16 protein-coding genes and 1 pseudogene are annotated in these 14,048 nt (G+C 43.1%); 16 read left to right on the top strand and 1 reads right to left on the bottom strand.

Annotated features, from left to right (window positions below; genetic code table 11):
- The first annotated feature begins 18 nt into the window (after positions 1-18).
- The 7 genes from ACTNDS_RS09520 (at position 19) to ACTNDS_RS09490 (ending at position 3,687) form a co-directional block, all read left to right on the top strand.
- Positions 19-1,239: a phage major capsid protein gene (locus ACTNDS_RS09520; RefSeq protein ID WP_441035292.1), complete on the top strand. Its 1,221-nt coding sequence runs from the start codon at positions 19-21 to the stop codon at positions 1,237-1,239.
- Between the two features lie 60 nt (positions 1,240-1,299).
- Positions 1,300-1,578 (top strand): head-tail connector protein, encoded by a 279-nt coding sequence (locus ACTNDS_RS09515; protein WP_441035290.1) that lies wholly within the window; start codon positions 1,300-1,302, stop codon positions 1,576-1,578.
- Between the two features lie 14 nt (positions 1,579-1,592).
- Positions 1,593-1,934, top strand: a complete 342-nt coding sequence (locus tag ACTNDS_RS09510) for a phage head closure protein (RefSeq protein WP_441035288.1) — start codon at positions 1,593-1,595, stop codon at positions 1,932-1,934.
- Between the two features lie 2 nt (positions 1,935-1,936).
- Positions 1,937-2,317, top strand: a complete 381-nt coding sequence (locus ACTNDS_RS09505; RefSeq protein WP_441035287.1) for an HK97 gp10 family phage protein — start codon at positions 1,937-1,939, stop codon at positions 2,315-2,317.
- An 18-nt stretch (positions 2,318-2,335) separates the two neighbouring features.
- Positions 2,336-2,665: a hypothetical protein gene (locus ACTNDS_RS09500; protein ID WP_154553339.1), complete on the top strand. Its 330-nt coding sequence runs from the start codon at positions 2,336-2,338 to the stop codon at positions 2,663-2,665.
- Positions 2,658-3,242, top strand: coding sequence for a major tail protein (locus ACTNDS_RS09495; RefSeq protein ID WP_441035285.1), 585 nt, complete (start codon positions 2,658-2,660; stop codon positions 3,240-3,242). The genes ACTNDS_RS09500 and ACTNDS_RS09495 overlap by 8 nt, the downstream gene beginning before the upstream one ends.
- Positions 3,243-3,309: 67 nt before the next feature.
- Positions 3,310-3,687, top strand: coding sequence for a hypothetical protein (locus ACTNDS_RS09490; protein ID WP_441035283.1), 378 nt, complete (start codon positions 3,310-3,312; stop codon positions 3,685-3,687).
- A gap of 380 nt (positions 3,688-4,067) precedes the next feature.
- Here ACTNDS_RS09490 and ACTNDS_RS09485 read toward each other — a convergent pair whose 3' ends face one another.
- A complete protein-coding gene (locus tag ACTNDS_RS09485; RefSeq protein WP_441035281.1) occupies positions 4,068-4,466 on the bottom strand; it encodes a MerR family transcriptional regulator in 399 nt (132 codons plus the stop codon).
- Positions 4,467-4,570: 104 nt separating this feature from the next.
- Here ACTNDS_RS09485 and ACTNDS_RS09480 point away from each other — a divergent pair, with 104 nt between their 5' ends.
- The 9 genes and pseudogenes from ACTNDS_RS09480 to ACTNDS_RS09440 all read left to right on the top strand — a co-directional run bounded on the left by ACTNDS_RS09480 (position 4,571) and on the right by ACTNDS_RS09440 (position 13,520).
- Positions 4,571-5,458, top strand: a complete 888-nt coding sequence (locus tag ACTNDS_RS09480; protein ID WP_441035279.1) for an aldo/keto reductase — start codon at positions 4,571-4,573, stop codon at positions 5,456-5,458.
- 13 nt (positions 5,459-5,471) lie between these two features.
- Positions 5,472-6,008: a flavodoxin family protein gene (locus tag ACTNDS_RS09475; RefSeq protein ID WP_120105243.1), complete on the top strand. Its 537-nt coding sequence runs from the start codon at positions 5,472-5,474 to the stop codon at positions 6,006-6,008.
- A 144-nt stretch (positions 6,009-6,152) separates the two neighbouring features.
- On the top strand, positions 6,153-8,984 hold the full coding sequence (locus ACTNDS_RS09470) for a phage tail tape measure protein (RefSeq protein ID WP_441035278.1): 2,832 nt from the start codon (positions 6,153-6,155) through the stop codon (positions 8,982-8,984).
- 3 nt (positions 8,985-8,987) lie between these two features.
- Positions 8,988-9,350: a hypothetical protein gene (locus ACTNDS_RS09465; protein ID WP_441035277.1), complete on the top strand. Its 363-nt coding sequence runs from the start codon at positions 8,988-8,990 to the stop codon at positions 9,348-9,350.
- A gap of 69 nt (positions 9,351-9,419) precedes the next feature.
- Positions 9,420-10,346, top strand: a complete 927-nt coding sequence (locus ACTNDS_RS09460) for a hypothetical protein (RefSeq protein ID WP_441035276.1) — start codon at positions 9,420-9,422, stop codon at positions 10,344-10,346.
- 65 nt (positions 10,347-10,411) lie between these two features.
- Positions 10,412-12,373, top strand: a complete 1,962-nt coding sequence (locus ACTNDS_RS09455; protein WP_441035274.1) for a hypothetical protein — start codon at positions 10,412-10,414, stop codon at positions 12,371-12,373.
- Positions 12,374-12,379: 6 nt separating this feature from the next.
- A pseudogene (locus ACTNDS_RS09450) lies at positions 12,380-12,856 on the top strand (hypothetical protein); the annotation flags it as partial.
- Positions 12,857-13,029: 173 nt separating this feature from the next.
- The gene (locus tag ACTNDS_RS09445) at positions 13,030-13,278 is read left to right on the top strand and encodes a hypothetical protein (RefSeq protein WP_441035272.1); all 249 of its coding nucleotides are present in this window, start codon (positions 13,030-13,032) and stop codon (positions 13,276-13,278) included.
- The gene (locus tag ACTNDS_RS09440; RefSeq protein WP_441035270.1) at positions 13,275-13,520 is read left to right on the top strand and encodes a transposon-transfer assisting family protein; all 246 of its coding nucleotides are present in this window, start codon (positions 13,275-13,277) and stop codon (positions 13,518-13,520) included. The genes ACTNDS_RS09445 and ACTNDS_RS09440 overlap by 4 nt, the downstream gene beginning before the upstream one ends.
- The last annotated feature ends 528 nt before the right edge of the window (positions 13,521-14,048 follow it).

The following is a 14,048-nucleotide window of genomic DNA, read 5'->3' as shown; positions in this document are numbered from 1 at the left end:
AAATGGAGGATTTTCAAGATGAGCAAGATTTTAGAACTTAGAGAAAAAAGAGCAAAGGCATGGGATGCTGCAAAGCAGTTTCTTGATGCCAAGAGAGGTGCAGACGGTATGCTCTCCGAGGAAGACACTGCAACCTACGACAAGATGGAACAGGATGTTATGAATTTAGGTAAGGAAATCGAGAGACTTGAGAGACAGGCTGCGATTGATGCGGAGCTTTCTAGGGCTACAAGTACTCCACTTACCGGAAAGCCGGGTGCAAAGATGGGTAAAGATGAAACTGAAAAGAAAGGACGTGCTTCTGATGAGTATAAGGGTTCGTTCTGGAATGCGATGAGAGTTAAGGCTCCTATGCCTTCTGTGCTTAATGCACTTCAGGAAGGTACCGATTCAGAGGGTGGCTACTTAGTGCCTGATGAATTCGAGAGAACACTTGTGGAAGCACTTGAGGAAGAGAACGTATTCCGTACTCTTGCACATGTGATCAAGACTTCCAGCGGTGACCGTAAGATTCCCGTTGTGGCATCCAAGGGTTCTGCAAGCTGGGTAGATGAGGAGGGTGCTTATCAGGAATCTGATGATGCATTCAGCCAGGTATCTATCGGTGCCTACAAGCTTGGTACCATGATTAAGGTTTCCGAGGAGCTTCTTGCTGACAGTGTCTTTGACCTTGAGGCATATATCTCTAAGGAGTTTGCAAGACGTATCGGTGCAAGAGAGGAAGAGTCCTTTTTCAATGGCGATGGCAAGGGCAAGCCGCTTGGTATTCTTGCAGCAACCGGTGGTGCTGAGGTTGGTGTGACTGCCGCTTCTGCAACTGCTATTACTGCAGATGAGATGATTGACCTCTTCTACAGCCTTAAGGCGCCTTACCGTAAGAATGCGGTCTGGTTACTGAATGATGCGACTGTGAAGCAGATCCGTAAGCTTAAGGATTCTACCGGTCAGTATTTATGGCAGCCTTCTCTGGTTGCAGGTACTCCGGACACGATCCTTGGCAGACCTGTGAAGACTTCTGCATTCATGCCTACTGCGGCAGCCGGTGCAAAGACTATCGCCTTCGGTGATTTCAAGTATTACTGGATTGCAGACCGTCAGGGCAGAACCTTCAAGAAGCTGTCCGAGCTTTATGCTGCGAATGGTCAGGTCGGATTCATGGGAACCCAGAGAGTCGATGGTAAGCTTATCCTTCCTGAGGCTATCAAGGTTCTTCAGCAGAAGAGTGGTTCTTCATCCTAAGTAACTGGTGATTGTGGGGAGTCGTGAAATGCGGCTCCCTTTTGTGTGAGGTGATGCTTAATGGCAGTAGTTTCGTTGGAAGAAATGAAGAATTATCTGCGGGTGGATTTCGATGACGATGATGCACTGCTTGAAGGCATCATTATTCAGAGCCAGCAGATATGTATGGATGTGGCAAGGTTTACAGACCTTGAAGAGTTTGAAAAGCAGTCTGTGAGTAAGATTGCTGTGATGTATGCGGTGGCTTATCTTTATGAGCACCGTGAAGATGCAGATCACAGAGCACTTACTGTTGGACTTAGAGCATTGATGTTTGGAATCCGGACACCGGAATTTTGATGGGAGGGATTGCTTTGAATGTGTCTTTGATGAATGAAAAAGTAACCTTCCAGAAGAATACTGTGATTACCGATTCTATCGGAAATCATAAGAATGGCTGGGAAGATTTCTATACCTGTCATGCAACGTTCGGTGGTGAGGGTATGGCAAGCTCCAAGGAAAAGGAAGAGGCCAGAACCATTGTGGAAGATGTGGGGATGACGGTAACGATTCGTTACTGTAAAAAAGCATCGGAGATTGGTTCTACTACTCATAGGATTATTTTTAAGGGTGAAATCTATGATATCACGAATGTGGATCATATGAATTTCAGGAAAAAGTGTCTGAAATTCAGCTGCAGGAAAGTGAGGCGGTAAGCATGGCAACGGACAGATGCAGGATTGACCAAATGGCTCATGTCATTATGGAAGGTTTGCAGGAATACGCTGACCTTGCGACAGAGGATATGAAGGCCGCTGTGAAGAAAGCAGGTAATAAAGCCAAAAGTGATGTACAGGCAGGAGCTCCGGTTAAGACTGGGAAATATAAAAAGAGTTGGGCTGTAAAAACGACCAAGGAAAATGCATATGCGATGGAAGTCACTGTGCATTCCAGGAATCGTTATCAGCTGGCACATCTGCTTGAATTTGGACATGCCAAGCGTGGTGGTGGCAGAACGAGAGCCTTTCCGCATATCGCGACCGCAGAAGAGGCTGCAGCTGAACTATTGGAAAAGGAAGTAGAGAAAGCTTTGAAGTGATTCGCAGAGGTGATGTTAATGGAAGAACTGGTTCAGATTATTCAGGAAATGCAGATTCCCTTTGCCTATGATCACTTTGCAGAGGGAGAAAGTCCTGATCCGCCATTCATTTGTTATCTGATTCCGGGCAGTAATAACTTTGCTGCTGACGGCAGGGTGTATTTCAAATTGAATGAGGTCAGGATTGAGATGTACACCGATTTCAAGGATATTGCCTTGGAGTCGAGAGTAGAGGATGTCCTGGATGGACATGAGATTTTTTATAACAAGTCGGAAACATGGATCCAGAGCGAGAAGCTTTATGAGGTCATGTACAGTTTTGAAATGGAGGGTTTGAATAATGGCTAATAATAAGGTCAAATGCAATCTTAAGAATGCGCATTATGCGATGCTTCAAACAAGTGAGGAAGGTGTAGTTTCCTTCGGCACTCCTGTTGCATTACCTGGTGCGGTTTCGATTTCTCTGGATGCCAATGGTGAGCCGGAGAATTTCTATGCAGATGGTACTGCGTACTATGTCATCAATAACAACATGGGTTATGACGGTGATCTGGAGCTTGCGATGATTCCGGAGGATTTCAGGGTATCTGCTTTGAATGAGACTCTGGATGATAACAAGGTTCTGATTGAGGATGCGAACTCGGAGTTGAACAGATTTGCTCTGTTGTTTGAGTTTGATGGAGATGTGAAGCACATCCGTCATGTCCTTTATAACTGCTCTGCAAGTAGGCCCGGTATTGAAGGCAAGACAAATGAAGAGAGCAGAGAGGTACAGACAGAAACTCTTACCATCAAGGCGACACCGCTTGCAAGTGGTGTGGTTAAAGCCAAGACTGGTAATGAGACAGACAGTACCGTTTATGCCGATTGGTACAAGGCAGTGTATATGCCTACCATTACCGGTGTGAATACAGATGCAGAATAAGAAGTGGTGAGCTGGGGCAGAAATGTCCTGGCTCTTTTGCTTAATGTGGAAAGAGAGGGCTTATTTTATGAGCATGATTAAGAATATCGAAATTGACGGAAAGCAGGTGCCTTTTAGAGCAAGTGCTGCGATTCCGAGAATATACAGAATGAAGTTTCAGAGAGATATCTATAAGGATTTGGCTTCTTTGGAGAAAGCGATTGACAGCAACAGCGAAGAGGTGAGCAACCTGGATTTGTTCTCTTTGGAAATGTTTGAAAACATTGCATATGTTATGGCGAAGCATGCGGATCCGAGTATTCCTGATACACCGGAAGAGTGGCTGGATGATTTCAATACATTCAGCATCTATCAGGTGCTTCCAAAGATTATCGAGCTTTGGGGACTCAATGTGAGAACGGATGCAGAGGCTAAAAAAAACTTCGTGCAACAGACCGTCCGATGACAACACCGTTGTTCCTTTTAAGGTGTGTCCAGTTGGGGATTAGCATCAGGGATTTGGACTTACTCACGATAGGAATGGTGAATGACATGTATGTGGAAAGTGGAAATGATCAAGATGCTGGCAAGAAGTACAGTGTGATTGCTACGCAGGCTGATTTTGACCGGTTTTAGAAGGGAGGATTTTACTCTTCGTTCAATACATTTTGGATGACAGACGGATATAGTGCTGATATAATAGCGTATGAGATTGTGTCTATGTTGTAAAGCGTTGTTTGGTGATTTGGTTAACACCGATATATTTATTTTATAAGGAACAGAAGATTTAAATTTTACGCAGAGAAAATAATAGCCAATGCAGGTAGTTTTGCATTGGCTATCATACTATTCTTCGGTATTTATGAGGTTACTGTAATATTTGGTTTTACCTGATAGGACATCATCATAAAAGCCTTGTTTCCAGTCAATATAATCAATGCAATCTTGCACTTGTTTAAGCTGTTCTACAAGGGATTTTCGTTTGATATCCAGTATAACTTTTCGTTCCGGTATGGTGGATTCTCCGATAAGGCAGAGTTCGATGTATTCTTTCATTTCAGCAATGCCCATTCCGCAGTTTTTAAGACAATTTAAACTGTTAATCCAAGCAATGTCCCGTTCATCAAAAATGCGACGATTGTTTTTGTCACGTTTTACATTGGGAACAAGTCCCTGATTGCAATAGAATTTTAGTGTTTCGTATGGTAAGTGCGTTTGGTTGCAGGCTTCTTTCATTGTAAACATAAAGACCTCCAAGAAAATGAAAATAGTGCTTGACCGGTAGTAACTACCGATTGATACAATGGGAGTGTATCATGGATACAGATTATTTTCAAGGAGGTTTTCAGATGGAATATAAGGTATTGAGCAATGGTGTAAAAATGCCACAGTTGGGTTATGGAGTATATCAGGTAACAAAGGAAGAATGTGAACGTTGTGTGTTGGATGCACTGAAAGCAGGATATCGTTCGATTGATACAGCACAGTCTTATTTCAATGAAGAGGAAGTAGGTTCTGCAATTAAGAAAAGTGGGGTTCCTCGTGAAGAAATATTCCTTACTACAAAGGTATGGATTGAGAATTATGGATATGATGAATGTAAGGCATCCATAGAGGAATCTATGAGAAAGCTGCAGACAGATTACTTGGACTTGTTATTACTGCATCAGCCTTTTGCAGATTACTATGGAGCATGGAGAGCATTGGAAGAATACTATGAAGCTGGTAAAATCAGAGCAATCGGTATCTCTAATTTCTATCCGGACAGAATGATTGATATTGCGACTTTCGCTCGTATAAAGCCTATGATAAATCAGGTAGAGATACATCCATATCACCAGCAGGAAGAGTCAAAGAAATGGCATGATAAATATGGAATTCAGCTGGAAGCATGGGCACCGTTTGGTGAAGGTAGAGGCGATATGTTCACAGACCCTATGTTATCAGAAATTGGTGCAAAGTATGGAAAAACGGTTGCGCAGGTAATTTTAAGATGGCATTTGCAGAGAGGTATTGTAATTATTCCAAAGTCAGTACATTATGAAAGAATGGTAGAGAATTTTAATGTATTTGATTTTGAGTTATCAGCTGATGATATGGAAAAGATAGCAACTTTGGATAAAGAACAGAGTGCATTCTTCTCCCACTACGACCCAAACATGGTAGAGTGGTTTGGCAAGATGGTGGAAGAACGAAAGAAACAGCATGACTGTACTAAGGAAGAGAAAAATTGGTAATGGAGCAAGTGATATGACTAAGAAAATTTTGATATTGTCAGGTAGTCCAAGAAAGCAAGGTAATTCGGATTTATTATGTGATGAATTTATGCGTGGTGCATTAGAAGCAGGGCACACAGTAGAAAAAATCCGTGTGCAAGAGAAAAAAGTGGCATATTGTACGGCGTGTTATGCTTGCCGTGATACAGGAAACTGCGCAATCAAGGATGACATGGCAGAAATTATGGAGAAAATGATTGCATGTGATGTTATGGTTCTGGCAAGTCCTGTTTATTTCTATTCTATTGATGCACAGTTAAAGGCTGTGATTGATAGAAGCGTGTGCCGTTGGACAGAAGTGAAGAACAAAGAAATGTATTATATAATGACTGCGGCTGATGGAGAAAAGGAATCTATGGACACCACACTGGCATGCTTTAGAGGATATGCTGACTGTGTGGAGGGAGCAGTAGAAAAAGGCATCATCTACGGAACCGGAGTATATCATGCAGGAGAAATCAAAGATACAAAGTGTATGCAAGAAGCGTATATGATGGGAAAGAATGTATAGTCTGAAAGAGGTACAAATTCCAGGTTGTAGGGCTAAATGAATATAGCTTAAGAATGGCATCGGTGAAATATCCGGTGCCTTTGTTGTGTAAAGAGTCGAGAAATCGGCTCCTTTTTCTTGCCATAAAATGAAGGGAGGTTCGGTATGGCTGCATCGAGAATTAAAGGTATCACCATTGAAATCGGCGGCGATACCACAAAACTTCAAACAGCATTGAAGGGCGTTAATACCGAAATCAGGAATACGCAGGCACAGCTTAAGGATGTGGAAAAGCTTCTTAAGCTGGATCCTGGTAATACGGAACTTTTGGCTCAGAAGCATAAGCTACTTGGGGATGTGGTTAAGGAAACGAAGGAAAAGCTGGAAACCTTAAAGACTGCTGCGGAGCAGGCAGAAAAGGCATTAAATGATGGAACGATTTCCAAGGATCAGTATGATGCTCTGCAAAGAGAGATTATTGAAACTGAGAATGAGCTAAAGAGACTGGAAGAGCAGGCGAACCAGTCAGCTACGGCGTTGCAGAAAATCTCTGCGACTGGTGAGAAGTTAAAGGATGTAGGAAGCAATATCGAGGGAGCAGGAAAGAAGTTGCTTCCGGTTACGGCTACCGTGACTGCTCTTGGTACGGCTTCGGTTAAGACTGCGGCAGATTTTGAAGCTGCCATGAGTAAGGTGGCGGCGGTATCGGGAGCAACCGGAAGTGATCTTGAGGCTCTTTCGAAGAAAGCCAGGGAGATGGGAAGCAAGACGAAGTTCTCTGCATCGGAAGCGGCTGAGGCTATGAATTACATGGCAATGGCCGGTTGGAAGACAGAGGATATGCTTTCCGGTATTGAAGGCGTTATGAATCTGGCGGCTGTTTCCGGGGAAGATTTGGCGACAACTTCTGATATCGTGACAGATGCACTTACCGCCTTTGGATTGTCGGCTCAGGATTCGGGGCACTTTGCAGATGTATTGGCGGCGGCAAGTTCCAATGCTAACACAAATGTATCTATGATGGGTGAGACCTTTAAGTACTGTGCGCCGATTGCGGGTGCTTTGGGGTTTTCAGTTGAAGATACTGCTGAAGCGATTGGTCTGATGGCAAATGCGGGAATCAAGTCCACTCAGGCAGGTACTTCCCTTCGAACTATTATGACAAATCTTTCCGGAGAGGTTAAGATTTGTGGGGAAAATATTGGTGAGGTAACAGTTGCCACCACCAATGCAGATGGTTCCATGAGGGATTTGTCGGATATTCTGGCTGACTGTAGAACAGCATTTAGTGGTTTGTCAGAATCGGAGAAGGCTGCGGCTTCAGAAAGTCTGGTTGGAAAGAATGCCATGTCAGGTTTCCTTGCACTTATGAATGCAGGAGAAGGGGACATTGCGAAGCTCTCAGGAGCGATAGATAACTGTAACGGTGCTGCACAGAGTATGGCAGACACCATGAATAATAACCTGGAAGGTCAGCTCACTATACTGAAATCTCAGTTGCAGGAGCTGGCCATTTCATTTGGGGAAATTCTGTTACCGGCGGTGAAAAAGATTGTTGGATGGGTGCAGGGTTTTATTGATGTACTAAACAGTATGCCGGACGGTGTGAAAGAAACCATTGTGACGGTTGCACTGATTGCTGCGGCACTTGGGCCGGTACTGATTATCATTGGAAAAATCATTACGGCAGTGGGTACGATTATGACCATTGTGCCAAAGGTTGTGGGTGTGATTAAGGCAGTGAAGACTGCATTTCTGGCACTGAATGCGACTATGCTTGCCAATCCGATTGTGCTGATTATTGCAGCCATTGCGGCCTTGGTGGCGGCGTTTATCTATCTTTGGAATAATTGTGATGAGTTCCGGCAGTTCTGGATTGATTTGTGGGACAGCATAAAGGAGATTGCGGTTGCAGTCTGGGAAGCCTTGAAGGAATTCTTTGGGGCTGTCTGGGAGTTTATTAAGACTACAGCGGAAACGGTTTGGAATGGCTTGGCTTCTTTCTTTACCGGGCTTTGGGAAGGAATCAAGAATACCTTTACTACTGTTGTGAATGCGATTTCCTCATTCTTGAGCACTGCATGGAATACGATCCAGACGGTTGCGACTACGGTTTGGACGGCTATTTCTACATTTTTCAGTACGATATGGAATGGCATAAAGACCGTGGTGACCACGGTGGTTACGGCGATCAGTACCTTCCTTACTACTGCATGGAATACTATTAAGACAGTAATTACGACTGTGCTGAATGCTATCAAGACAGTATTTTCTACAGTGTGGAATGCCATTAAAAATGTGGTTACCACAGTGGTTAATGGCATCAAGAATACCATCACGACAGTTTGGAACGGCATTAAGAACACGGTGACTACCGTTGTGAATGCCATTAAGACGGCGGTGTCCACTGCTTTCAGTGCGATGTGGAATGGGATTAAGAATACCATTTCGGGTATCTATAACACCATCAAGAATGGTTTTACTAATGCAGTGAATTTCATTAAGAATCTGGCTTCTTCGGCGTTCAGCTGGGGAGCAGATATCATCAATGGTATCGTGAATGGTATCAAGTCCTGCATCGGCAAGGTGAAGGATGCGGTATGCAGTGTTGCTGACACGATTAAGTCCTTCCTGCATTTCTCTGTACCGGATGAAGGACCTCTTACCGAGTATGAGAGCTGGATGCCTGACTTTATGTCCGGACTGGCTAAGGGAATTGAGAATAGCAAGGGCATGGTAAAGGATGCAGTGAGTGGCCTTGCTGCAGATATGGTGGTAAATCCTCAGGTGAATGCAGGTCAGATGGCTATGGCCTGTGGTGGAACTGTGACAAGTGCAGATATGAGTAGTTTTGTGTTGGCGATTAAGGATGCGGTTTCTTCTGTCAATGGTGGAAGCGGGGATATTGTGATTCCTGTGTACCTTGGCGGTACGATGTTGGATGAAGTGATTGTAAATGCCCAGCAGAGGGCAAATCTAAGAAGTGGAGGGAGATAAGCGATGGCATTTTTTCAGTATCTGAACTTTGACGGCGTGGATCTTCCTCTGCCGGATAGTTATGAAGTGGATATGACGGATAAGGAAGCAGACAGCGGTGGAGAAACAGAGGCAGGAACCACGCAGAGGGATTTGGTGAGAACTGGTGTTGTGACTATTTCTGTTTCCTTTTCTGTTACCCAGAAGTGGCTAAGGTTACTTACCGGGTATAAACAGCAGGAGAAGATAAGAGTTGGATTCTTTGACCCGGAGACTGCAAGTGTGAGACAGACGGAAATGTATGTGGAAGGGTTCAAGGCAAAGCTTAAGAAGGATACGAGTTATAAGGGGCTTTGGATTGTGAGTTTTTCTTTGAAGGAATTGTAAGTTTATGATGACATAGATAATCCATGACATTATAATGAATGTATATTATAGAACAGGGTGGTTGAAGGTATGAAAGTACTAGTTGTCGGGAACGGAATTGATATTCAATTTGGCGGTATTGACAGACGAGGAAACAAAGCAATTATCGACCGAGCAATTGCAAATATTGAAAGCGACAAATATTTGCAGTTGGGGTGGGACAAGAGTTCTGTTAAGGATATTCTTGAAACATGTGTTTCTACAATTAATATGGCGATACAAAAGAGAATTAGTGTTCCAAAAGATCAGGATTATCTTTTTTTGCAGATGGAAATTGAAAGAATTAGGCGATCATATCAAAAAAAAATATCGGTGAATGAAATTGGTTTGGAAGATATCTTTTTGGGTGCTGAATTATTATATGTAAACGCTATTAATGATGATGAGAGAAATATGGTGAACACAGCCATAAATGATTATCTTCAGCCGCTTTTATTAGATGCAATTTACGATAATGATACGGTGAATGATATATATAAAATGTTTCCTGACTCGTTTATTAACTATTTGAAGCGGTACGATGCTATCTTTACATTGAATTATGATACAAATCTTGATAGTGCTGTAGGAAAAGAAGTCCCTGTTTATCATTTACATGGGTGCTTTAATGATATAACGGATAGGGCTAATGGGGTTCCAGATGGATTCAAGCATATGTTTTGTAATGGAATAATGACATGGTACTGGTTAGAAAAGTATGGTGAAGAGGAAAAAGATGACAGATATGGAATAACTGAGTTTAATGATATTGATGGGCATATTGATATTTTAGGAATATCTCCATGTAATGATGAGCAATTGTACATACGATTATGGCAAAATACGAAATTGAGAGCTTGTAATTATTTTTATTATGAAAGAAAAGATGCAGTTGAAATAAGAAAACATATTAAAGGAATGCTCGAACGACATATAACAGACAGAGATGTAAAACGTTTTTGGGCAAGTTTTAAATAAAGTCGTTATTAAGGCATCAGTCATTAAGTTGGCTGGTGCTTTTTCTTTGAAGGGAAGGTGGTCTTTTGTATCCGGTGAGCAAAGCATTCCTGCAGGCGGTGCAGGAGAACACAAGAAGATATTATTGGACGGGAAGAATTACGACAACGAAAGGTGCCTCGTATGAGTTCGGAGCTGATGATATCGTAAAGGGAAGTGGTTATATTTCCAGTCAGTGCTGCGGTTCTACTGAGATTGAGCTTGGTACGGTGTATGCAGCAGAAATGGGAATCACTCTTTTATCTGATATTGACAGATATACTTTGGAAGATGCTCTGGTGGAATTGTTCTATCATTTAAGACTGTCGGATGGCTCTTATGAAGAGGTACCGATGGGAATCTTTGAGGTGTCGGAGGCTAACCGTAATATCAAGACTTTGGAGCTGAAAGCCTATGATTTCATGCTTCGGTTTGATAAGAGCTTCAATGGCTTTGAAACCATTGGTACGGTGTATGATTTTGTGAGCCTGTGTTGCAAGGCCTGTAAGGTGGAGATGGCGCAGAGCCAAACAGACTATGAAGCGATGCCCAATGGAACAGAGCTGCTTTCCATTTATACAGAAAATGATATTGAGACCTACCGGGATGTGCTCTACTATGTGGGGCAGGTTCTTGGTGGGTTTTTCTGTATCAACAGAGAGGGCAAGTTGGAGCTGAGGAAGTATGGCAATGAGCCCGTGATGGAGCTGGAGACAAAGCACCGGTTTACCAGTAGTTTTTCCGATTTTATCACAAGATACACAGCGGTTTCTTCTACCAACATGAAAACGGAAACGGCAGAGTATTATCATCTGGATCCGGACGATGGACTGACGCTGAATCTTGGGGTAAATCCACTGTTACAGTTTGGTCTTAAGGAAACCAGAGAGCAGCTGTGCATGAATATCCTGAATGACCTGGCTGTTGTGGATTATGTGCCATTTGATTCGGAAACAATAGGAAATCCTGCTTTGGACTTGGGAGATGTGATCCGGTTTAAGGGAGGACAGGCAGACAAAAACAGGATATCTGCTATCACTTCCATGCAGTGTAAGATTGGTGGGAAGCACACGCTGAAGGGTGTTGGTAAGAATCCGAGACTGGCACATGTTAAATCAAAAAATGATAAGAACATCAGCGGTCTGCTGAATCAGATTATAGATAATAAAGAGGCTGGCAAGATAGGTATTCATACCTTTACCAATGCCAGCTCTTTTACGGTTGGCGAGAGTGATGTGAAGATTATTTCCATTGAGTTTGCACAGAATGAAGCGGTTATGGCGCAGTTCTTTGGATCTGTGATTGTGGGAGTGAGTGCTGACCAGGTGGAAAGGTCTGTGGTTGCAAGAGGGGATGTGGTGATTCCTTCGGTGGAAGTGGAAGAAGTTTTGGCAGAGGGTACTGCAGGTAATGAGGAAACTACGGATAGCGGAACAACTGATAGCGGTGCTGCGGGGACTGATGTTGTGGATGAGACCGGCGGAAGTTCGGATAGTGCTGTTGCAGCAGAGGAGCCTGTTGTGATTGGCAAGACAAAAGAACAGACATTAACTGTGGAACTTCCTGTGGTCTGGAAGGAAGACGGTCAGGTGGTGGTTCATTTTACCTTTGAGTTTAATGATAACATCATCGAGATTCATCAGCCGGAGGAGACCTGGCATTCCGGGAAGCATTCCATCATGCTGTATTACCCGATTGAGAATATGGTGGCGAACTATAGAAACATTTTCAATGTGTATGCAAGGGCAACAGGTGGTACGGTTACGGTGGATACCGGAGATTGTCTTGCTGCGATTATGGGTCAGTCAATGGGTGCCGGGGAAGCCTGGGATGGTGAGATTAAGATTGAGGAGACCATTAAGAAGGTGAAACTCGGCGGTGTGCTTCAGATGGCGGCTGTCGATGAGAATATCACCTGGAAGATTGATGAGCTTGTAAAGAGAACCTACAGGGATGTGGTTCCTGGAAGGTTTGGAATCGGTGCATTTGCAATGCCGGTGGAAAGGTAGGTAAGGATGAAGCTGAAAGGAAACGTGGTCATCGAGATGATCGATGATTCCACTGGGGAAGTGGTGGAAAGAGTGCAGGAAGAGAATATGGTGACAAATGCGGTAAATCATATCCTGGGATTGAATCCTATGGGTATTTTTTATTCTGTGGCAGGGGAGTATGATACCCACCTGCTTTGGAACAATAACCTGCTTCCTATCTGTCCTAACATGATTGGGGGCATACTGCTTTATTCGGAGGCTTTGACAGAAGATGCGGACAATATTTATCCGTCCACAAATAAACTCCCTGTGGCTTATGCATCCAATGATGTCAATGCCACTGCGGATGTGGCAAGGGGAAGCATGAATCTGACAGAGAGTAAGCCGCTTGATAATGGTTACCGGTTTGTGTGGGAGTTTACACCAAGTCAGGGAAATGGAACCATTGCGGCGGTGGCACTGACTTCCAAGCAGGGCGGTGTGGTAGCTTATGGCAGTATGGAGAATTCCAAGGTTGCAGCGTATGATCAAGGCAATGAAAGCTACAAATACTTTTCCCTCAAATGTATTGCTGCCTGATACTCTGAGTGTACGGTTACCCAGGAAAGATTTATCGCTGCAGAACAGTTTTTCAGAAGTATCACGGCTCTTATACAGAAGCAGAGCATGGAAAAGTGCAGGAAGCAGAACAGACTGTGGAAGTGAAACAGGAAGTTCCAGAAGCACCAGTCAAGAAAGAATCCGTATCAGTAGAACCGAACCGGGAACAAAACAAAGAGCCTGCAAAGGGTGAAAAAGGAGAACTGAAAAAATCTGTACTGCAGTCGTTGAAAGAGTTTCAGGCAAGGGCAAAAGCACAGGAGCAGGAAAATAAAGAAGTAGAAAAATCCAAAGCACATAAGAAGGGGGATGTAGAATTGTGATCGATCTGGCAATGAACTTTGATACAGACGAATGTTTAGTAACGGCAATGTTTGATAAAGGAAACAGAAATGACACAATGGAAGCAATCGACCATATCATTCCATTTCTAAAAGGGGATGCGGATATGATCGGGCTTGTCTGCAATACCCTAAGAAAGCTGTTCTGCATGAGTGATGAAGGCTATGAGACTTTTCTTATGGACTTGGAAGATTATAAATCGGAACTGGAAGAGAGGGAATGAATTCAAGCCAGAGTGCAGTATAGCAGGTGAAAGATGAGAAGCGAAGGAAAAAGTGTCAGCATTGAGAAGTGTTAACAGGTATATATTGGAAGAATTCAGCCAGGGGAACTCTGGCTGATATAAAAACACATCTGCAGAAACAGTGACTGAAGAAATTTTGAGTAGTGGAATTGGGAAGAAGTATTTAGATACTATAATAAAGAGATTAGCTGGCTTGTATACTGACAGAGAGGACATAGTAAACAGATTTGCGTTATTATCAGGGATTGTAGGGAGATTCCGAAGAGCTTTTGTTCAGATGATGAAACAATAGGATTGGTACAGGAAATATATGGAACAAAAGTTAATAAAGGGATTTGTTGCGTTTTCTGCTATAATAATCTGCCAGCAAAGAATGTGTTGTCTGAATATGTTTGTGATTATAAGAAACGAGCAGGGTTATTTCAAAGATCAGCAGATTTAGAGTAGTTCTTTTTTTTCTGAGAGAAAATTAAAAATCGTTTTTGGTTCTTCTGGAGAGTGATTATA

Source organism: Blautia sp. HCP3S3_C12, from assembly GCF_052064155.1.
Classification (GTDB): domain Bacteria; phylum Bacillota; class Clostridia; order Lachnospirales; family Lachnospiraceae; genus Blautia_A.
Note: the sequence above shows the minus strand (reverse complement) of the source record. Positions and strands in the feature narration are given on the sequence as shown.